At 56.2% G+C, this 20,383-nt stretch carries 18 protein-coding genes and 1 tRNA gene; 1 reads left to right on the plus strand and 18 read right to left on the minus strand.

The genetic code is table 11. The annotated features are described in order from the left end of the window. From ABJH13_RS10875 to ABJH13_RS10955, 17 genes are all read right to left on the minus strand, one after another. The coding region (locus ABJH13_RS10875; protein WP_348404421.1) for a GTP-binding protein at nucleotides 1–140 on the minus strand (140 nt) is incomplete at its 3' end. Nucleotides 141–218: 78 nt separating this feature from the next. Further along, nucleotides 219–2,336 carry an elongation factor G gene (gene fusA / locus ABJH13_RS10880; protein ID WP_348406237.1) on the minus strand — a complete coding sequence of 706 codons (2,118 nt, stop codon included), beginning with the start codon at nucleotides 2,334–2,336 and terminating at the stop codon, nucleotides 219–221. Between the two features lie 81 nt (nucleotides 2,337–2,417). Continuing rightward, nucleotides 2,418–2,888 (minus strand): 30S ribosomal protein S7, encoded by a 471-nt coding sequence (gene rpsG, locus ABJH13_RS10885; RefSeq protein WP_195819724.1) that lies wholly within the window; start codon nucleotides 2,886–2,888, stop codon nucleotides 2,418–2,420. A gap of 12 nt (nucleotides 2,889–2,900) precedes the next feature. Then, a complete protein-coding gene (gene rpsL, locus ABJH13_RS10890; protein ID WP_011570072.1) occupies nucleotides 2,901–3,272 on the minus strand; it encodes a 30S ribosomal protein S12 in 372 nt (123 codons plus the stop codon). 341 nt (nucleotides 3,273–3,613) lie between these two features. Then, a complete protein-coding gene (locus ABJH13_RS10895; RefSeq protein WP_348406238.1) occupies nucleotides 3,614–4,522 on the minus strand; it encodes a DMT family transporter in 909 nt (302 codons plus the stop codon). Nucleotides 4,523–4,562: 40 nt separating this feature from the next. Beyond that, nucleotides 4,563–5,795 carry a biotin/lipoyl-binding protein gene (locus ABJH13_RS10900; protein WP_348406239.1) on the minus strand — a complete coding sequence of 411 codons (1,233 nt, stop codon included), beginning with the start codon at nucleotides 5,793–5,795 and terminating at the stop codon, nucleotides 4,563–4,565. Nucleotides 5,796–5,798: 3 nt separating this feature from the next. Continuing rightward, nucleotides 5,799–6,149 carry a hypothetical protein gene (locus ABJH13_RS10905; RefSeq protein ID WP_348406240.1) on the minus strand — a complete coding sequence of 117 codons (351 nt, stop codon included), beginning with the start codon at nucleotides 6,147–6,149 and terminating at the stop codon, nucleotides 5,799–5,801. Between the two features lie 144 nt (nucleotides 6,150–6,293). Continuing rightward, on the minus strand, nucleotides 6,294–10,538 hold the full coding sequence (gene rpoC / locus ABJH13_RS10910) for a DNA-directed RNA polymerase subunit beta' (protein ID WP_348406241.1): 4,245 nt from the start codon (nucleotides 10,536–10,538) through the stop codon (nucleotides 6,294–6,296). Nucleotides 10,539–10,842: 304 nt separating this feature from the next. Beyond that, complete coding sequence (rpoB, locus tag ABJH13_RS10915; RefSeq protein WP_348406242.1) at nucleotides 10,843–14,979, minus strand: DNA-directed RNA polymerase subunit beta; 4,137 nt, start codon at nucleotides 14,977–14,979, stop codon at nucleotides 10,843–10,845. A 389-nt stretch (nucleotides 14,980–15,368) separates the two neighbouring features. Then, nucleotides 15,369–15,989, minus strand: a complete 621-nt coding sequence (locus tag ABJH13_RS10920) for a hypothetical protein (protein ID WP_348406243.1) — start codon at nucleotides 15,987–15,989, stop codon at nucleotides 15,369–15,371. 115 nt (nucleotides 15,990–16,104) lie between these two features. After that, a complete protein-coding gene (rplL, locus tag ABJH13_RS10925) occupies nucleotides 16,105–16,476 on the minus strand; it encodes a 50S ribosomal protein L7/L12 (protein WP_348406244.1) in 372 nt (123 codons plus the stop codon). A gap of 74 nt (nucleotides 16,477–16,550) precedes the next feature. After that, nucleotides 16,551–17,066 carry a 50S ribosomal protein L10 gene (gene rplJ / locus ABJH13_RS10930; protein ID WP_348406245.1) on the minus strand — a complete coding sequence of 172 codons (516 nt, stop codon included), beginning with the start codon at nucleotides 17,064–17,066 and terminating at the stop codon, nucleotides 16,551–16,553. 236 nt (nucleotides 17,067–17,302) lie between these two features. Next, nucleotides 17,303–18,001 (minus strand): 50S ribosomal protein L1, encoded by a 699-nt coding sequence (rplA, locus tag ABJH13_RS10935; protein WP_348406246.1) that lies wholly within the window; start codon nucleotides 17,999–18,001, stop codon nucleotides 17,303–17,305. Nucleotide 18,002: 1 nt separating this feature from the next. Continuing rightward, nucleotides 18,003–18,428 (minus strand): 50S ribosomal protein L11, encoded by a 426-nt coding sequence (gene rplK, locus ABJH13_RS10940; protein WP_348406247.1) that lies wholly within the window; start codon nucleotides 18,426–18,428, stop codon nucleotides 18,003–18,005. A gap of 123 nt (nucleotides 18,429–18,551) precedes the next feature. Further along, nucleotides 18,552–19,085 carry a transcription termination/antitermination protein NusG gene (gene nusG / locus ABJH13_RS10945; RefSeq protein WP_348406248.1) on the minus strand — a complete coding sequence of 178 codons (534 nt, stop codon included), beginning with the start codon at nucleotides 19,083–19,085 and terminating at the stop codon, nucleotides 18,552–18,554. A gap of 208 nt (nucleotides 19,086–19,293) precedes the next feature. Next, nucleotides 19,294–19,491, minus strand: a complete 198-nt coding sequence (gene secE, locus ABJH13_RS10950) for a preprotein translocase subunit SecE (protein ID WP_348406249.1) — start codon at nucleotides 19,489–19,491, stop codon at nucleotides 19,294–19,296. 111 nt (nucleotides 19,492–19,602) lie between these two features. Next, a tRNA-Trp gene (locus ABJH13_RS10955) sits at nucleotides 19,603–19,678 on the minus strand. 380 nt (nucleotides 19,679–20,058) lie between these two features. Here ABJH13_RS10955 and ABJH13_RS10960 point away from each other — a divergent pair. Continuing rightward, nucleotides 20,059–20,208 (plus strand): hypothetical protein, encoded by a 150-nt coding sequence (locus ABJH13_RS10960; protein WP_348406250.1) that lies wholly within the window; start codon nucleotides 20,059–20,061, stop codon nucleotides 20,206–20,208. A 108-nt stretch (nucleotides 20,209–20,316) separates the two neighbouring features. Here ABJH13_RS10960 and ABJH13_RS10965 read toward each other — a convergent pair. Then, nucleotides 20,317–20,383 (minus strand): hypothetical protein (locus ABJH13_RS10965; RefSeq protein WP_288397397.1); only part of this gene is annotated, 67 nt, incomplete at its 5' end.

Here is a 20,383-nt window from a genome sequence, read left to right on the forward strand (position 1 = left end):
CCATCAATCTGGTCATACGCCTGAAAATCACCAAAATATTTCGTGATCGCAGCCGTCAACGTCGTCTTCCCGTGGTCAACGTGACCAATCGTGCCGATGTTTACGTGCGGTTTCGTACGTTCAAACTTTGCCTTTGCCATGATGGCCTCCTTAGGTGTCAATGGTGGCGGCTTGGCCGCCCGATTGGGGTAGCAGGGCGCGTAACCGCGCCCTGAAATTTAAGCGAATTTAGCTTGGATCTCGTCCGAGATGTTCTGCGGAACAGCTTCGTAGTGATCGAACTGCATGGTGAAGTTCGCACGACCCGACGACATGGACCGCAACGTATTGATGTAGCCGAACATGTTCGCCAGTGGCACAAACGCGTCAATTGCGATTGCGTTACCGCGTGTGTCCTGCCCCTGAACCTGACCCCGACGGGATGTCAGGTCACCGATGATGCCGCCGGTGTATTCTTCCGGTGTGACAACTTCGACTTTCATGATCGGTTCCAGCATCTTCGCGCCGGCTTTTTTCATGCCTTCGCGCATGCCCATCCGAGCCGCGATTTCAAACGCCAGAACGCTAGAGTCAACGTCGTGGAATTTACCTTCAATCAGCGCCACTTTGAAGTCGATCACAGGGAAACCCGCCAGCGGACCGGAGTCCATGACCGATTTGATACCTTTTTCAACGCCCGGAATGTACTCTTTGGGCACCGAACCACCAACAACGCGAGATTCAAACGAGTAACCCTCGCCCGGCTCTGTCGGTGTGATGATCATTTTGACTTCAGCGAACTGACCCGACCCACCGGATTGTTTCTTGTGGGTGTAAACGATCTCGGCTTCACGGCTGACGGTTTCACGATACGCAACTTGCGGCGCACCGATGTTCGCTTCAACCTTGAACTCACGTTTCAGGCGATCAACGAGGATATCGAGGTGAAGTTCCCCCATACCTTTCATGATCGTTTGGCCAGATTCCATGTCTGTTTCCACGCGGAAAGATGGATCCTCGGCCGCCAGACGTGCCAGACCAGTCGACATTTTCTCTTGGTCCGCTTTGGTCTTAGGCTCAACAGCGATCTCGATCACTGGATCAGGGAACGTCATCGTTTCCAGAACGACAGGGCCGTTAACCGCGCAAAGCGTGTCACCAGTTGTCGTATCTTTCAGACCTGCCAACGCGATGATGTCACCCGCGAATGCTTCCGTGATCTCTTCACGGTCATTCGAGTGCATCATCATCATCCGACCCACGCGCTCTTTACGCTCTTTGGTCGAGTTCAGCAGTGTGTCGCCTTTGTTCAGCACACCCGAATAGATGCGTGTGAAGGTCAGCGTCCCTACAAACGGGTCGTTCATGATTTTGAACGCCAAAGCCGAGAACGGCATGGTGTCATCGGCGCGGCGCGCAATATCACGTGTTTCTGTTTCGTCACCGGGTTTGAAGCCCATGTAATCAACAACATCCATCGGCGATGGCAAGAAGTCGATCACAGCGTTCAGCAAAGGTTGTACACCTTTGTTTTTGAACGCAGATCCACACAAAACGGGGATGAATTTGATCGCCAGCGTACCTGCACGGATCAAGCGACGCAGCGTTGGCACGTCGGGCTCGTCACCTTCGAGATAGGCTTCCATCGCGTCATCGTCCATTTCGACGGCAACTTCGATCATGTTCGCGCGCCATTCGTCAGCCTGGTCTTTCAGGCTGTCACGGATCGGACGTTTGACCCAGGACGCGCCCAAATCTTCGCCTTCCCAGACCCATTCTTCCATGGTGATCAGGTCGATCATGCCTTCGAGCTCGGTCTCGGCACCAATCGGGATCTGGATCGGGCACGGGATCGCACCGGTGCGGTCTTTGATCATGTGAACGCAGTTAAAGAAATCCGCGCCGATCTTGTCCATTTTGTTCACGAAAACGATGCGTGGAACCTTGTAACGGTCGGCCTGACGCCAGACAGTTTCCGTTTGCGGCTCAACACCTGCGTTTGCGTCCAAAACAGCAACAGCACCATCCAAAACGGCCAGCGAACGTTCGACTTCAATGGTGAAGTCCACGTGGCCGGGCGTATCGATGATGTTCATGCGGTGTTTTTCAGTATCCGCAGTGGTGCCGTCTTCGGTGCGTTCCCAGAACGTTGTGGTCGCAGCGGATGTAATGGTGATCCCGCGTTCCTGTTCCTGCTCCATCCAGTCCATGGTGGCTGCACCATCGTGCACCTCGCCAATGTTGTGGGACTTGCCTGTGTAATACAGAATGCGTTCTGAGCAGGTCGTTTTGCCGGCATCGATGTGGGCCATGATGCCAAAATTGCGGTATCGGTCGAGCGGATAATCGCGTGCCATGGGGCTGCTTCCTTGAGGTATCTGAAACGTTTGATCGCGCCCCCGGACGGGACGCGATTTGGCGGGGTAACCCGCCAGCTTTTACCAGCGGTAGTGGCTGAACGCTTTGTTGGCGTCTGCCATTTTGTGCGTGTCTTCGCGCTTTTTCACCGCGGTACCGCGGGATTGAACAGCATCCAAAAGTTCGCCTGCGAGGCGCTCTTCCATGGTGTTCTCGTTGCGCGACCGGGCTGCTTTGATCAACCAACGGATGGCCAATGCCTGACGGCGCTCGGGGCGCACTTCGACCGGAACCTGGTACGTTGCACCACCCACACGGCGGGAGCGTACTTCGACGGAAGGCTGGATGTTATCAAGCGCTTCGTGGAACACCTCGATGGGTGCGCGTTTGATTTTGTCTTCAACGCGGGTCAGGGCGCTGTAGACGATACGTTCTGCGACCGACTTTTTGCCGTCGATCATCAGGTTGTTCATGAATTTTGTCAGAACCAGATCGCCATATTTGGCGTCTGGTAGGACTTCGCGTTTTTCGGCTGCGTGGCGACGGGACATCTTATATTCCTCTTACTTCGGACGCTTCGCGCCGTATTTCGAACGACGTTGTTTCCGGTCTTTGACGCCTTGGGTATCCAAAACACCACGCAGAATGTGGTAACGGACACCGGGAAGGTCTTTGACACGGCCGCCACGGATCAGAACCACAGAGTGCTCCTGAAGGTTGTGGCTTTCGCCCGGGATGTAGCTGATGACTTCAAAGCCATTGGTCAAACGGACCTTGGCCACTTTCCGCATCGCCGAGTTCGGCTTCTTCGGAGTTGTTGTGTAAACGCGCGTACAAACGCCACGCTTCTGCGGGCATTCCTGCAGGTGCATGGACTTTGAACGTTTGATTTTAGGCTGCCGCGGTTTGCGGATCAGCTGTTGGATCGTTGGCATTCCGGTTCTTTCCCCGTGTTGCTCACATATGTGTGCACGAGGACGACCCCCATGCGGTTAAACTTGATCACGGGCGCGTCCACCCGCAATATCGATGCGCCCGACGGGCGGCTATTTCCTGCGCCATAGGCGCAAACTGAAAAGACCGCTACGTTTCCGTACCGGGGAAAACGTCGCGGTGGGGCTACAGAGGATCGGGCCGATAGGGGGCCGGATCTTGACCACTTCAGTTTTGAATTCGGCGCATGGGAGACTGTCCCATCGTCGAGATGAGCGGCGTATAAAAGGAGTCGCTCATACTGTCAACAGCGCGGGCTTGGAATTCCCCCCCCCACCACCCCTTACTGCGCCGCGCCGCCCTTGCGGGCCAAGTGTTGTTCGCGCAGCATCGTGTAGGCGCTGGCGCTCACGATAATTGCAGCCCCCAGCAAGGTCATGGCGGGCGGCCATTCACCAAACACCAGCCACCCCAAAATAAGCGCCCAAAGCAGCCCCGTATACCGAAACGGCGCGATAAACGCGATGTCACCCGCGCGCATGACCTGCACGCCAAATGAATACCCGCCCACAACAAACACCGCCGCTGTGCCGATCAACGTGCCCAAATGCGGCGTGATCGGGACCCAGTCGATGGTCAACGACCCCAGCCCCGCAGCCACGAACACCATAAACGATGTTACAAACGTCACCAGCAAGGACGGCACCTGCCCCGAGATCCGCCGCGTGCACAGGTCCCGTCCGGTCACACAGAACACCGCAATCAGCGCATAGAGCGACCAAATCGAGAACCCCTCGGCCCCCGGCTGCACGATCAAGATCATACCGCAGAACCCCACCGCGATCGCCATCATGCGCCGCCAGCCAACGGGTTCGTGAAACAGCACCGCTGAGCTAAGCGTCACCATCAGCGGCAGGACTTGCAAAATCGCGGTGACGTTGGCCAAGGGCATCTTTAACAACGCCGTCAGGAAGAAATACGCCGCAACCACTTCGCACAAAGATCGCAACCCAATCCAGACCCGGTCTGCACGCCCCACCTTAACACGCAGCGCCCCACGCGACCCCGCCAACACCGCGATCAGCACTGTGGCCAGCGCCCCGCGCAGGACCAACAGTTGCAACAAGGGGACAGCCCCCCCTGTCGCCTTGATCAGCGTGTCGTTGATGGTAAAGCACGCCATCGACCCCATCATTAAAAACGCCCCCATAAGATTGGGGGAGATCTTGCGCGCCCCGGCACCCGTCAACATGAGGCCTTCTTACCGGGGTTGGTGGGTGGTGTGACCTCTTTCAATGGCCCGCAAACACCAGCATTTGCAGCGGCAACAGCAAAGACCGGATGCGCAGCCCTGCGGCATGCACCACACCAACGGTATCGACCACGTGCAGAAACACCCGCTGGCCAAAGCCCAACGAAGGGTCCTCTAACAACGCATGATTGTAGGTATAGGCGTTGGCCATACAGCGGCTGCCGGGCGGGATATCATCGGTTTGACCGGGGAAAATTGGCTCCATAAAGGCGGTGATCGTGCCGGGTGCGCCCATATATTGCGCATCACCCAATCGGTCGGACGGACGGACCTGCCCCGCCGCAATCACATCCTGCACTTCGGTGATCACCATCGGGATAACCGTGAACGGTTTTGACACGCACATGATCTCGGCGACACCGCCAGCCTTGACGACCTGCGCCGAAATTTGCGGGAACCCCGCCTGAAATTGGTTCCGCCCGGCGTTGGAGGGCACCAAGATACCCGCGGGCCGCAGCACTGGGCTGACGATATCGCCCACGCGCAGGGAGAACTGTTCAACCGTGCCATCCACCCCAGCATAGACTGTGAGCTTGGCAATTTCGGCCTCGGCCTGAGCCAACGCCGCCTCGGCGCTGGCACGTTGTGCGGGCAATTGCACGGTGATCTGCGCATCCACCGCATCAACCCCGGCGCGCGCGGCATCCACCTGCCCCTGCCCCACGCCCAATGCGTTCTCTAGCAATTCAACGTCACGGTCACTGACCGCCGATGATCCGCGTGCGCGCAAGGCACGTTGGCGGTCAAGATCTTCGCGGGTTTGTTCAAGACCTGATGTCGCTTGATCAACAGCCGCAACTGCCGCTGCGCGTTGCGCTTGTGCCACCGTGAGGGCCGCGTCAACCTCGGCGATCTGCCGGCGGGCCGTTTCTGCCGCCGCTTGTTGGCTGCTGGCATCCAGTTGAAAGATCGGATCACCGGCGGCCACGTCGGAATTTGTTTGCACATACACCTCGGACACCCGCCCGCCCTGTTCGGATAAAATAGTAACGGTGCGGAAATATGACGCCACGTTGGAGGTGCTGGGGTGGTAGTAAAACACAATCGTAATCAGCGTGATCGTCAGCATGGCACACAGCGTGATGCCCCACCGCAGTTCATACCAAACAGTAAAGAAATTGATCTGATCGCCCCAGCGTTTGCCCTGAAACCGGCGCCGCAGCAGATAGTCAGGCAAAATCGTGACCAGTGAGCATAAGAGAACTTCAAGCATCGGTCATTTCTCCCGGTTGACGAGGTTTTGCAACGACTGAGCGATAGAATTCAGCGGCGTGATAATGTCTGGCGGCCGGAATGCGGCCAGCAAAATGGCGATGATCCAGAACAGGTTGTTGTGGGTGAACAACGCCAGCATCCCCAGAATACTGATCAACTGCAATTGGGCACTGTTGGCCTTGTGCGCCATCTTTTCCGGCAATGCATGCAGCGTGAAATACGCGATGCCGAGCAAAAGAATGACTACGAGCACGAAAAATACCATGACTGTGAAAAGCTGATCACTGCCGTCTGCACCCGCAAAATATGGGGGCAAATGGTGCGGCGCCAACGGGTGCTGTGTGTCTGACATAAGCGGCCTTTCTGACCTACGGATAATACGTATCGGAACGCTAACGGCGTCGATCATCCAATGCCATTGTTTTCGCGTCCATTCCACAACGAAAAACGCCCAGCGATTGGATCACCGGGCGTTCTCATTTGTATGTGCTCAGCGTTAGCTGCGGCTGTCTTCGTCAGGTGTGATCACCTGATCAAACACATCGCCACCGACCACGTCATCTGCCGTGGGGGCCGCCAAGGCTGCTGCCGCTTCGGCTTCTTCGCGGCGTGCTTCGATCACAACGTTATCGCGATCAGACGCCACGCGACGGACCTTCATGGTCGCACCACCGGTACCAGCCGGGATCAGACGGCCCACGATGACGTTTTCTTTCAGGCCAACCAGTTTGTCTTTCTTACCTTGCACAGAGGCTTCGGTCAGAACACGCGTGGTTTCCTGGAAAGACGCCGCCGAGATGAAGCTGCGGGTTTGCAGCGACGCCTTGGTGATCCCCAACAAGATCGGTTCGCCCTTCGCCGGACGCCCACCTTTGGACAGCGCCTTTTCGTTGGCTTGATCGAACTCTTGCTTGTCGACGTGTTCGCCCTTGAGCAACGTGGTGTCGCCAGATTCCTGGATCTCCCACTTTTGCAACATCTGACGCACGATGACTTCGATGTGCTTGTCGTTGATCTTCACACCTTGCAGGCGATAAACGTCCTGCACTTCGTCGATCATGTAATCCGCCAGCGCTTCGACACCCATAATGGCCAGAATGTCATGCGGGGCCGGGTTACCGTCCATGATGTAGTCGCCCTTGCTGACAAAATCACCTTCCGCAACTGGGATGTGCTTGCCCTTGGGCACCATGTACTCGACCTTGTGATCCGGATCTTCGGAGCTTTCGATCGCGATACGACGCTTGTTTTTGTAGTCCTTGCCGTAACGTACGTAACCGTCGATTTCGGCAATGATCGCATGGTCTTTGGGGCGACGTGCCTCAAAGAGTTCCGCAACACGTGGCAGACCACCGGTGATGTCCTTGGTCTTGGCACCCTCACGTGGGATACGCGCCACCACGTCACCGGCTTTGATCTCGGTACCGTCCTCAATGGACAAAACCGCATCCACCGACATCGGATAGGTCACCGGGTTGCCCGCAGCGTTGCGGACAGGTTCGCCATCTGCATCGACCAAAATGATCTCTGGTTTCAGCTCGTTGCCTTTGGCCGCAGACCGCCAGTCGATCACGATCTTTTGGGTCATGCCTGTGGCATCATCGGTTTCGTCTTTGACCGAAATACCGCTGATCATATCAACGAACTTCGCTGTCCCGGATTTCTCCGCGATGATCGGCAGGGTGTAAGGGTCCCATTCGAACAGTTTGTCGCCGCGTACAACATCCTGGCTGTCAGTGACGAACAGCTTGGTACCGTAGCCGACCTTGTGGCTGGCACGTTCCTCGCCGTTTTCGTCCTGAATGATCAGCTTCATGTTCCGGCCCATCACCATGATCTCGCCAGAGGCGTTCTCAAGGGTTTGAGCGTTCTCAAAGACGACCTTGCCGGTGTGGCTGGCCTCCAGGAAGGACTGCTGACCACCTTGCGCAACACCGCCGATGTGGAATGTCCGCATCGTCAGCTGTGTGCCCGGCTCACCAATGGATTGCGCGGCAATAATACCGACCGCTTCACCGGTATTGACCATTGTACCGCGCGCAAGATCACGCCCGTAGCACATGGCGCAAACGCCTTCTTCGGCTTCGCAGGTAAGTGGGCTGCGGATGCGTGCAGATGCAACGCCCGCCTCTTCGATGGCATCCGCCATACGTTCGTCAATCAACGTACCTGACGCAAAGAGCACCTCATCCGTCCCCGGACGCAGGATGTCTTCGGCGACCACACGGCCCAGAATACGTTCGCTGAGCGACGAGACAACCTCACCGTCATTGACCGCAGCCACAGCCGTGATCGACGTGTCCGTCCCACAATCGAGCATACGCACGATGCAGTCCTGCGCCACGTCCACCAGACGCCGTGTCAGGTACCCGGAGTTCGCCGTTTTCAGAGCCGTATCGGACAGACCTTTCCGCGCACCGTGCGTAGAGTTGAAATACTCCAGAACGGTGAGGCCTTCTTTAAAGTTCGAGATGATCGGTGTCTCGATGATGTCGCCGTTCGGTTTGGCCATCAGGCCGCGCATACCGCCCAATTGTTTCATCTGCGTCACCGACCCACGCGCCCCAGAGTGAGCCATCATGTAAACCGAGTTCGGTTCCATTTCGGTGCCGGCCTCGTCGGTTTTGCTGGCCGAGATCGACCCCATCATCGCGTCGGTGACTTTGTCGTTACACTTGGACCAAGCATCGACCACTTTGTTGTACTTTTCGCCCTGCGTAATCAGACCGTCCATGTACTGCTGTTCAAAGTCCTTCACCTGGTCGCGCGTATCTTCGACGATTGGCCATTTGGTATCGGGAATCAGCATGTCGTCTTTACCGAACGAAATGCCCGCTTTGAACGCTTCGCGGAACCCCATAGTCATGATCTGGTCACAGAAAATAACCGATTCCTTCTGACCGCAATACCGGTAGACGGTATCGATGACCTGCTGCACTTCTTTCTTCCGCAACAACCGGTTCACCAGCTCAAACGGCGCCTTGGCGTTCAATGGCAACAGCGCACCCAACCGGACACGACCCGGTGTGGTCTCGAACCGTTTCATCACCTCAAGACCGGTGTTGTCGATCTGAGCGATCCGCGCGGTAATCTTGGTGTGCAAGTGTACCGTGCCGGAATCCAGCGCGTGCTGTACTTCGTCGACCGACCCAAACACCATACCTTCGCCGGGCATGCCCTGACGTTCCAACGTGGTGTAATAGAGGCCCAAGATCATATCCTGCGATGGCACGATGATCGGCGCGCCGTTCGCAGGCGACAGAACGTTGTTCGTGGACATCATCAAGACACGCGCTTCGAGCTGCGCCTCCAGCGACAGCGGCACGTGAACAGCCATTTGGTCACCGTCAAAGTCCGCGTTAAAGGCCGAACAAACCAGCGGGTGCAGCTGGATCGCTTTACCTTCGATCAAAACCGGTTCGAACGCCTGAATGCCCAAACGGTGCAAGGTCGGTGCACGGTTCAGCATGACGGGGTGTTCGCGGATAACCTCATCGAGGATATCCCACACTTCGGGACGCTCTTTTTCGACCAATTTCTTGGCCTGTTTCACCGTGGACGACAGGCCCTTGGCCTCAAGCCGCGAATAGATGAATGGCTTGAACAGCTCCAGCGCCATCTTTTTGGGTAAACCACATTGATGCAGTTTCAGTTCCGGGCCGGTCACAATGACCGAACGACCCGAGAAGTCGACCCGTTTCCCCAAAAGGTTCTGGCGGAAACGACCCTGTTTCCCCTTCAGCATGTCAGACAGCGATTTCAACGGGCGTTTGTTCGCACCCGTGATCACGCGGCCACGGCGGCCGTTATCGAACAAGGCGTCGACAGATTCCTGCAACATCCGCTTTTCGTTACGCACGATGATATCAGGCGCGCGCAGTTCAATCAGACGTTTCAGACGGTTGTTCCGGTTGATCACCCGGCGATACAGATCGTTAAGGTCAGACGTCGCGAAACGGCCCCCATCCAACGGCACCAGCGGGCGCAATTCTGGCGGGATCACGGGGATCACGGTCAGAACCATCCATTCCGGGCGGTTGCCGGATTCGAGGAACGATTCAACAACTTTCAGACGTTTGATGATCTTTTTAGGCTTCAGCTCGCCTGTGGCCTCTTTGAGGTCCGCACGCAGCGTTTCGGCTTCTTGTTCCAGATCAATAGCGGCCAGCATTTCGCGGATCGCTTCGGCGCCGATGTTGGCGGTGAAGGCGTCCATGCCGTAGGCGTCTTGCGCGTCCATGTATTCTTCTTCGGTCATCATCTGACCGTATTGAAGATCCGTCAGGCCCGGTTCGATCACCACGTAGTTTTCGAAATACAGCACGCGTTCCAGATCGCGCAGCGTCATGTCCAGCATGAGACCAATGCGCGATGGCAGCGATTTCAGGAACCAGATGTGCGCGACAGGGCTGGCCAGTTCGATGTGGCCCATCCGCTCGCGGCGCACCTTTTGCAGCGTGACTTCCACGCCGCATTTCTCGCAGACAACGCCACGATATTTCATACGTTTGTATTTGCCGCAGAGGCATTCGTAGTCTTTGATTGGGCCAAAGATACGCGCGCAGAACAGGCCATCACGCTCGGGCTTGAACGTCCGGTAGTTGATGGTTTCTGGCTTTTTGATCTCACCGAAAGACCAAGACAAGATACGCTCTGGCGAGGCCAGAGACACCTTGATTTCGTCAAACACCTTGGGCGGCGTGAGCGGGTTAAACGGGTTGTTGGTCAGTTCCTGGTTCATCAGGTGTCCTTTCCAGTATCTCGGCAAGTGAACGTGAAGTGCTGTCCAGAGCCGGTAATGGCATATGTGTGATGGAAACCACTCAAGTCGGAGCGTGTTCCGCAAATTGCTGATGCAACCTCATGAGCGTTCCAACCACTCTCGTAGGCTGCGATGCGGCCGGCTGCATCGCCGACTGCATTTATGTCGAGGCTTACCTGAAACTGTGCTGCATTGCCGGAGTACCAACCTGCAACAAACGTCGCTGCGTTCAAAGTCGCTACCGCGAGCATAACAGCCACGAGTTTCAAAGCGCGCCTAAGCGTCACTCATCTTCCTCCGCATCCAGGAGTTCCATATTGAGGCCGAGGCCGCGGACTTCTTTGACCAGAACGTTGAACGATTCCGGTACACCGGCTTCGAAGTTGTCCTCACCTTTGACGATGCTTTCATAGACTTTCGTCCGTCCGGCCACGTCGTCCGATTTGACGGTCAGCATTTCCTGCAGGGTGTAGGCGGCACCGTAAGCTTCCAAAGCCCAGACCTCCATCTCACCGAACCGCTGCCCACCGAACTGCGCTTTACCGCCCAATGGCTGCTGGGTGACCAGCGAGTATGGACCAGTAGACCGCGCGTGGATTTTATCATCCACAAGGTGGTGCAGTTTCAGCAGGTATTTCACGCCAACGGTCACAGGGCGCGCGAATTGCTCGCCTGTACGACCGTCAAACAGAACCGACTGACCGGATGTGTCAAAGCCCGCGCGTTTCAGCGAGTCGTTCACATCGGCCTCTTTGGCGCCGTCAAACACCGGCGTCGCAATCGGCACACCGCGTCTGACATTACCTGCCGCCTCAAGAAGGGTGTCTTCGTCCATACCGGCGATGCCTTCGTCATAGACGTTTTCACCGTAAGCATGGCTCAGCGCTTCGCGCACAGGCGTCAGATCGCCAGAGCGACGGTATTCCTGCAGCGCCTCGTCGACGTTGATCCCCAAGCCGCGCGCGGCCCAACCCATGTGGGTCTCTAGGATCTGACCGACGTTCATACGCGACGGCACGCCCAGCGGGTTCAAACAGAAGTCAACCGGTGTCCCATCTTCGAGGAACGGCATGTCTTCCATCGGCACAACCTTGGAAATAACACCTTTGTTGCCGTGACGACCCGCCATTTTGTCGCCCGGTTGCAGCTTGCGCTTCACCGCGACGAACACTTTGACCATCTTCATCACGCCCGGTGGCAAATCATCCCCACGGCGAACTTTCTCGACCTTATCTTCGAACCGCGCATCAAGTGCCCGTTTCTGGATCTCGTATTGTTCGTTCAGGGCTTCGACCACCTGCGCGTCGGCTTCTTCTTTTAGCGCCAACTGCCACCACTGACCACGGGACAGCATTTGCAGCACATCTTCGGTGACCTCAGAGTTGCTCGAAACGCCTTTGGGGCCTTTCACAGCGACTTTGCCAAGCACCACAGATTTGAGACGCGCGTAGATGTTGCGATCCAAGATCGCCATCTCGTCGTCGCGGTCACGGGCCAAACGTTCGACTTCCTCGCGTTCGATCTGCAAGGCACGTTCGTCTTTTTCCACGCCGTGGCGGTTAAAGACACGCACCTCAACGACCGTCCCGAAATCACCCGGCTTCACGCGCAACGATGTGTCACGCACGTCAGAGGCTTTTTCACCAAAGATGGCACGCAGAAGCTTTTCTTCCGGTGTCATCGGGCTTTCGCCTTTGGGGGTGATTTTACCGACCAGAATGTCGCCCGGCTCAACGTCCGCACCAATGTAGACGATACCCGCCTCATCAAGGTTGCGCAGCGCTTCTTCACCAACGTTCGGAATATCGCGTGTGATTTCCTCTGGCCCAAGCTTCGTGTCACGCGCGGCAACTTCGAATTCCTCGATGTGGATCGAGGTAAAGACGTCATCACGGGCAATACGTTCAGAGATCAGAATGGAGTCTTCGTAGTTATAACCGTTCCACGGCATAAACGCGACGACGACGTTTTTACCAAGCGCCAGCTCACCCATATCCGTGGATGGACCATCGGCAACCACCTGACCTTTGGTCACGGTATCGCCCACCTTCACCAACGGACGTTGGTTGATACAGGTGTTTTGGTTGGAGCGTTGGAATTTACGCATGCGATAGATATCCACACCCGCGTCGCCTAGTTCCAAGTCAGACGTCGCGCGAATAACGATGCGCTGTGCGTCCACTTGGTCGATGATACCACCGCGTTTCGCCATGATCGCCGCGCCGGAATCGCGTGCCACAACTTCTTCGATGCCGGTGCCCACAAGAGGCGCCTCGGCTTGAAGCAATGGAACCGCCTGACGTTGCATGTTCGAGCCCATCAAGGCTCTGTTCGCATCGTCATTTTCCAAGAATGGGATCAGCGAGGCCGCAACCGACACCAACTGTTTTGGGCTCACGTCGATCAAGTCAACATTTTCGGACGGGGACAGCGTGTAATCGCCCGACTTACGTGTCGATACCAGATCGTTCACGAACTTCATGTCACCATCAAGGTTGGCGTTCGCCTGGGCCACAGTGTGGCGCATTTCCTCGGTCGCAGACATGTACTGGACTTCGTCGGTCACCTTGCGGTTTTCGACCTTGCGGTACGGTGTTTCGATGAAACCGTATTTGTTCACGCGGGCAAATGTCGCCAACGAGTTGATCAGACCAATGTTCGGCCCTTCCGGCGTTTCAATCGGACACATCCGACCGTAGTGCGTTGGATGCACGTCGCGAACCTCAAAGCCCGCACGTTCGCGTGTCAAACCGCCTGGCCCAAGCGCGGACAGGCGACGCTTGTGCGTGACCTCTGACAGAGGGTTGGTTTGGTCCATGAACTGCGACAGCTGCGAGGAGCCGAAGAATTCACGCACCGCAGCGGCGGCAGGTTTCGCGTTGATCAGGTCTTGCGGCATCACCGTGTCGATTTCGACAGACGACATGCGTTCTTTGATCGCGCGTTCCATGCGCAGCAAGCCCACGCGGTATTGGTTTTCCATCAGCTCACCAACGGACCGCACGCGGCGGTTCCCAAGGTGGTCGATGTCGTCGATATCACCACGGCCGTCGCGCAGATCAACCAATGCCTTGATGCAAGACACGATGTCTTCGCGGCGCAGTGTGCGCTGGGTGTCTTCGGCGTCCAGCGCCAAACGCATGTTCATTTTCACACGGCCAACCGCGGACAGGTCATAGCGCTCGCCATCAAAGAACAGCGTGTCAAACAGGTTCGACGCGGCCTCGACGGTAGGCGGCTCGCCCGGACGCATGACGCGGTAGATATCCATGAGCGCGGTATCGCGGTTCATGTTCTTATCTTGCGCCATGGTGTTGCGCATGTAGGGCCCAACATTGACGTTATCGATGTCCAGCACGGGGATCTCGGTGATCCCTGCATCAACCAGTTCTTTGGCCGTGCCGCCGATCAACGTACCGTCTTTGTCGTATTCCAGCGTCAGTTCATCACCGGCTTCGACATAGATCGCGCCGTTTTCTTCGTTGATGATATCCTTTGAGACAAATTTGCCCGCGATGTGATCGTATGGGACCAACAATTCGGTCACTTTGCCTTCGTCGATCAATTTCTTGACCGCGCGTGGCGTGACTTTCTTACCGGCTTCAAACAGGATCTCGCCGGTGGCCGCATCGACCAGATCGTAGGTCGGGCGGGTGCCACGCACACGGTCCGGGAAGAACGGTGCGACCCAGCCTTTGTGCGCTTCGAGCTTGTAAGTCACCGTGTTGTAATACGCGTCCATGATCGATTCTTGATCAAGACCCAGTGCATACAGCAATGTCGTAACAGGCAATTTCCGGCGACGGTCGATGCGCGCAAAGACGATGTCTTTGGCGTCGAATTCAAAGTCCAGCCAGCTGCCGCGATACGGGATGATCCGGCAGGCAAACAACAACTTACCTGATGAATGCGTCTTGCCCTTGTCGTGGTCAAAGAACACGCCCGGCGACCGGTGCATCTGGCTAACGATCACCCGTTCGGTGCCGTTCACAACAAATGTACCGTTTGGGGTCATCAAGGGCATGTCGCCCATGAACACGTCTTGTTCTTTGATGTCTTTGACAGATTTGGCGCCTGTGTCTTCGTCCACATCAAACACGATCAACCGCAGCGTCACCTTCAAAGGCGCGCTGTAGGTCATGTCACGTTGCTGACATTCCTCGACATCGTATTTAGGCTTTTCCAGCTCGTACTTGACGTATTCAAGCACCGAGGTTTCGTTGAAATCCTTGATCGGGAAAACCGACTGGAAGACACCAGAAATACCCTCGCCATCGGTGGGTGTTTCCGCATCACCTGAATTCAGGAAAAGGTCATACGAGGATTTTTGCACCTCGATGAGGTTCGGCATATCCAGAACTTCACGGATTTTACCATAATACTTACGTAGACGTTTCTGGCCGAGGAACGTATTTGCCATGCGGTTTTCGCACTCCATCTTTGCCTATTCGCGCAGCGGGGGGGCGGCCCGTGGCGAACTCTCAAAGACCGGAAAGAGGATCAATCCCTGCGCACCAGCCCAAAGGTGCGCGCCCGATCACGATCTTTCCTAAAAAGCCGCCGCAGCCAAAAACACAGGCAGCGGCTTTTTGTGAAAGATTTTCGTATGTTACGTGGTTAAAATTCCTGAATTTTTCCGAGACGCAAAAAGCCGGGCGCGAATCAACACCCCCAGCAGAGCTTCCGACTTAAAGGTTGACTAACAAAAGTACAATGGCGCGCACGCAAAAAGAGCATGAGCACGGAATATCCAATATTTTGCCTACCGATACGGGCAATGCAAATACAAGGCCACAAAAGGGGTCAGACTTAGGGGCCCACAATCTGGGCAATCTCGGCCTGATCCCCGGATAAGGCATACACGACCTGCTGGGTCGGTGACACCGTCCGCGTCGCACTTGCCACCAGTTTGAATTGCTTTTCGGCATAGTCGATGTTGGTACACCGCGCCGACCGCGGAATTTCGCCCCGCCTGATCCGATTATCCAGCGAATGTCCGATCAACATCTGGGTGTACCCATGGGTCAACAGCAAAGGCCCGCCACCATTCCGATGGTATCTGCCATATTCTCGAAACACGTGAATTTCCGGCGGATTATACGCACCGACATGGGCCACCATCAACGCGGCGAATTCTTTGGCGTCACGCGCCACCTCAACGATCATCAGGCAGGTCGCCTTGCGCATCTCCTTTTGGTGCCATGAGCCAATCGCGTTACCGAGGGCCGTGAGGTCTTCGGACGTCAAACCGCCCCCGCTGGAGCCACCAGAACAGGTCATTCCGGACCATGCCCCACCGCCCCCGGCGCACCGGCTTTCTTCCATCAATGAATAGTTTAACATCGTGTCGTAGGCACTTTGCGCGCGGACATCCGCCCCCAACCCACCCGACACCAGTATCGCCAACACCCAACCCCAAAAGCGCATCATATCCCCCACAATATTGTGGTAAACATGACCCGTGAATGGAAACCTGTCAAACCACCACGCACGAAAAAAGGCGCCCCGTTTCCGGAGCGCCCTAAATTCAAGACCGATACTCGGCTTAGGCCAGTTCGACTTCGGCGCCAGCTGCTTCCAGCTTCGCTTTGACGTCTTCGGCTTCGGCTTTGTCGACGCCTTCTTTGATCTTGCCGCCAGCTTCGACCAAGTCTTTGGCTTCTTTCAGACCAAGACCGGTGATGCCGCGAACTTCTTTGATCACGTTGATTTTCGATGCGCCTGCGTTTTTCAGGACAACGTCGAATTCTGTTTTTTCTTCCTCAGCAGCGCCCGCATCAGCAGGACCCGCCATCATGACAGCGCCACCGGCTGCTGGCTCGATGCCGTACTCGTCTTTGAGGATAGTTTTCAGTTCTTGTGCTTCAAGCAGGGTCAGACCAACGATGTCTTCTGCCAGTTTTTTCAGATCAGCCATGTTTAGCTCTTTCCGTTAACGATATGTGTGTTCCAACGTCGCGTTTAAACCCGACGCCAGTTTGACGAGATGCCTCAAGCAGCCGCCTTGTCCTCGATCGTGGACAAGATGGATGCAATGTTGCTTGCAGGTGCGCCAATGGCCCCCGCGATGTTCGATGCTGGTGCGCCCAACATGCCCGCGATTGTGGAGATAAGCTCCTCGCGCGAAGGCATTTTAGACACGGCTTCGACACCGGCGGCGTCCAACGCGTTCTCACCCATTGCACCACCGAGAATGACAAAGTTGTCGTTCCCTTTGGCGTATTCCTGAGCAACCTTGGCCGCAGCCACGGGATCCTCAGAATAGGTCAGAACGGTCATACCCGTCAGAAGGTCAGCAATGCTTTCGCATGGCTTGCCCTCAAGGGCGATCTTGGCGAGCCTGTTTTTGGCAACACGCACAGACCCACCCGCATCGCGTGCACGCGCGCGTAGGTCCTGCATTTCAGCAACTGTCAGACCGGCGTAGTGGCTAACCACAACAACGCCAGAGCTTTCAAAGATCTGGCCGAGCTCGTCGACCAGCTGTTCTTTTTGTGCTCTATCCACAGTTTCACTCCAAATTCGATCGGGTTACCCCGACCAGCTCAGTTTAGGATGCGGGTCGTCTGCATCCGTTTCGGGTCCAATTCAGGGTCCCGAGACCAAAACCGCCCGAAGGCTGAATTTTCTCGTTTCCCATCTCGGGAAGGAATTATGAGCAGGAAACCTACAAACCCTCCGTCTCGGACAGAAGCAAGGCCCGAAGGCCCTGCCTACCTGACGGGTTGCCCCGCCAAATCTCGTTATTCTGCGACGGCGTTATCAACCGATACAGTCACACCAGGGCCCATTGTCGAGCTCAGCGCGATTTTCTTCATGTAGGTCCCTTTGGACCCAGACGGCTTGGCCTTGGACACAGCACCAACAAAGGCGCGGATGTTCTCAACCAGCTTGGATTCGTCAAATGACACTTTGCCGACGCCCGCGTGCACTACGCCGCCTTTTTCCGCCTTAAACTGTACTTCACCACCTTTGGCGGCGTTGACAGCGGCTTCAACGTCCATCGTCACAGTACCGACTTTGGGGTTTGGCATCAGGTTCCGTGGACCAAGCACTTTACCCAAACGACCCACAACAGGCATCATGTCAGGCGTCGCGATGCAGCGATCAAATTCGATCTTACCGCTTTGCACGATTTCCATCAGGTCCTCGGCGCCAACGATATCCGCACCGGCCTTTTGGGCTTCTTCAGCCTTGGGGCCACGGGCAAAAACCGCCACGCGAACTGTTTTACCGGTGCCGTTTGGCAGGCCGATCACACCGCGGACCATCTGGTCTGCGTGACGCGGATCAACACCAAGGTTCAGCGCGATTTCAATGGTTTCGTCGAACTTGACGTTCGAGTTACCTTTGATCAGGGCCACAGCTTCTTCAACGGTGACGTCTGCTTTGCCGGCAAATGCCTCACGCGCGGAGCGGGTTCTTTTTCCTAGCTTTGCCATCTTACTTCACCTCAATGCCCATAGAGCGGGCAGAGCCCAGAATGATCTGCATCGCCGCTTCGATAGAATTGGCGTTCAGGTCTTTCATCTTCGCTTCGGCGATCTCACGCACCTGCTTGGAGGTCACGTGACCCACAACTTCGCGTGATGGCGTTTTAGCGCCAGATTTCAGTTTGGCCGCTTTTTTCAGGTAATAAGATGCAGGTGGCGTCTTGATTTCCATCGTAAAGGATTTGTCTTGGTAATACGTGATCACGGTTGGGCAAGGGGCGCCTTGCTCCATGTCTGCGGTCTTGGCGTTGAACGCCTTGCAGAATTCCATGATGTTGATGCCGCGCTGGCCCAATGCCGGACCAACCGGTGGGGATGGGTTCGCTTTGCCTGCGGGCACTTGCAGCTTCATGCTGCCTACGAGCTTCTTGGCCATTGGCCTTCTCCTTTTCCAACCCCTCTCCAGCGCGCCGGATCAGGTCTATGGCGGTCATGCCGCCGATGTTGTCGTGGTTCGGGTTGGATGCCGCGGCACCCTCGCCTCCCACGCCTTGCGCACTCAGATCTGTTTGTTGACCTGCGTGAATTCCAGTTCGACCGGGGTTTCCCGGCCAAAGATCGAAACAGACACCTTCAGGCGCTGATTCTCGTCGTCTACTTCTTCGATCATGCCGTCAAAGTCCTCAAACGGACCGTCAGCGACTTTAACCTTTTCGCCCACTTCAAAGTGGATGAGCGTGCGCGGCGCGTCTTCGCCTTCCTGAACCCGGTTCAGGATCGCGTTCACCTCGGCATCACGCATCGGCATCGGCCGCCCTTGCGGACCCAAAAACCCGGTGACGCGGTTGATCGAGTTGATCAGGTGATAGCCATGATCCGACATTTCCATGTGCACCAAGACATAACCGGGCATAAACCGCCGCTCTGTCGTGACTTTCTTGCCGCGACGCACCTCGATCACCTCTTCGGTGGGGACCAAAACCTCGTCGATCTGATCCTCAAGCGCCTGCTCGGCAGCTGTCGTGCGAATTTGCTCGGCGATCTTCTTTTCGAAGTTCGACAGGACGCTGACCGAATACCACCGTTTTGCCATCTGATCTTTGGTCCCTGTCTTGCCATGCGCCAACACGGGCGCGGTAAATCTTATAAAATTCGGGCGTTTAGCCCGCCAACGACAAACAAAAAATCGGCGCACAACTCGAATCGCCACACGCCCCTGCCCTCGTCAGGTGTGCGGGATACTCCGCGCTGGCCAATGTTTCAAGGGGTTACATGCGTTTTCTGCGCGTGCGCGATTTGACCTAACCGGCCATATTCAGGACCGCCTGCAGCCCCCACCGGATCACGATATCCACGGTCGCAAAGAAAATCGCCGTCAGCGTCGCGAGGATAAACACCATCACGGTCGTCAAAACGACCTCACGCCGCGTTGGCCATACGACTTTTGCGACTTCGGCACGGACTTGCTGAATGAACTGAAGCGGGTTTGTGGTGGCCATGGGGCATATTCCTGAGCTTGCGTTAGAGGCGACATAACGAGACCGCCACGAGATTTCAAGAGCGCCCTTGACAGCGCCAGTCGCGAGACACACCAGAACGAATGTTTGATTTGGCAGGGGCTGAGGGACTCGAACCCACGACCCTCGGTTTTGGAGACCGATGCTCTACCAACTGAGCTAAACCCCTATGCCGGTGGTCGGGGTAGTCGGAAACAGCGCCGGGTTCAAGGGGCTTCAACGCGCCATCGGATAAAAACCTGCGAAACCGCCTCTGACGCGCCGATATATATGGCGCTAACCGGCACATACACCCACACAGCGCGAATGGCCCCGCATTGCCCGACATGGCAACGCGTTCAAAGGTGCGTGTGAGTCCGCTAAAACACCCCCCACGACGGCTCAACCTGACAGGCCACCGGAATTCCTAAAAAATTACGACCCACTGTGACATCGTTCACAGATTGTTTAACACTTTTCGCGCATAATCGTGATGTTGCAGATGGTGATCTGCGACTCTCCCCATTTGACCACCCGCCTTCCCTTTTGAAGGCACCAAGGACCATGACCATGCACAGGACATTTATCTCGTTTATCGCAGGTTTCGCGATTATTCTCGCCGTTTCGTCGGGCCAGGCCCAACGGTCTGCCGCTCAAGCAGATGCACAGATCGCGGATACGGAAGGTTTTGCACCCACCGGATACACCACGCACTATTGATCCGACTTGTCACAGCGCAGGTTAGTTACCCATTCATATTAACGCGAGAAGGCCGCAGCTGGTGTGCTGCGGCCTTCTGTGTTTGGGGTGGGCAAATCGCCCGGTCGATTATTCAGTGATCTTCGACACAACGCCCGCGCCAACGGTGCGGCCGCCTTCGCGGATCGCAAAACGC

Source organism: Roseobacter sp., from assembly GCF_039970775.1.
In the GTDB taxonomy this organism is placed as follows: domain Bacteria; phylum Pseudomonadota; class Alphaproteobacteria; order Rhodobacterales; family Rhodobacteraceae; genus Roseobacter.

Coding starts and splice junctions, on each gene's coding strand:
- fusA (WP_348406237.1), bottom strand. CDS start 2,336: ATGGCACGCGATTATCCGCTCGACCGATACCGCAATTTTGGCATCATG.
- rpsG (WP_195819724.1), bottom strand. CDS start 2,888: ATGTCCCGTCGCCACGCAGCCGAAAAACGCGAAGTCCTACCAGACGCC.
- rpsL (WP_011570072.1), bottom strand. CDS start 3,272: ATGCCAACGATCCAACAGCTGATCCGCAAACCGCGGCAGCCTAAAATC.
- ABJH13_RS10895 (WP_348406238.1), bottom strand. CDS start 4,522: ATGTTGACGGGTGCCGGGGCGCGCAAGATCTCCCCCAATCTTATGGGG.
- ABJH13_RS10900 (WP_348406239.1), bottom strand. CDS start 5,795: ATGCTTGAAGTTCTCTTATGCTCACTGGTCACGATTTTGCCTGACTAT.
- ABJH13_RS10905 (WP_348406240.1), bottom strand. CDS start 6,149: ATGTCAGACACACAGCACCCGTTGGCGCCGCACCATTTGCCCCCATAT.
- rpoC (WP_348406241.1), bottom strand. CDS start 10,538: ATGAACCAGGAACTGACCAACAACCCGTTTAACCCGCTCACGCCGCCC.
- rpoB (WP_348406242.1), bottom strand. CDS start 14,979: ATGGCAAATACGTTCCTCGGCCAGAAACGTCTACGTAAGTATTATGGT.
- ABJH13_RS10920 (WP_348406243.1), bottom strand. CDS start 15,989: ATGATGCGCTTTTGGGGTTGGGTGTTGGCGATACTGGTGTCGGGTGGG.
- rplL (WP_348406244.1), bottom strand. CDS start 16,476: ATGGCTGATCTGAAAAAACTGGCAGAAGACATCGTTGGTCTGACCCTG.
- rplA (WP_348406246.1), bottom strand. CDS start 18,001: ATGGCAAAGCTAGGAAAAAGAACCCGCTCCGCGCGTGAGGCATTTGCC.
- rplK (WP_348406247.1), bottom strand. CDS start 18,428: ATGGCCAAGAAGCTCGTAGGCAGCATGAAGCTGCAAGTGCCCGCAGGC.
- nusG (WP_348406248.1), bottom strand. CDS start 19,085: ATGGCAAAACGGTGGTATTCGGTCAGCGTCCTGTCGAACTTCGAAAAG.
- secE (WP_348406249.1), bottom strand. CDS start 19,491: ATGGCCACCACAAACCCGCTTCAGTTCATTCAGCAAGTCCGTGCCGAA.
- ABJH13_RS10960 (WP_348406250.1), top strand. CDS start 20,059: ATGCACAGGACATTTATCTCGTTTATCGCAGGTTTCGCGATTATTCTC.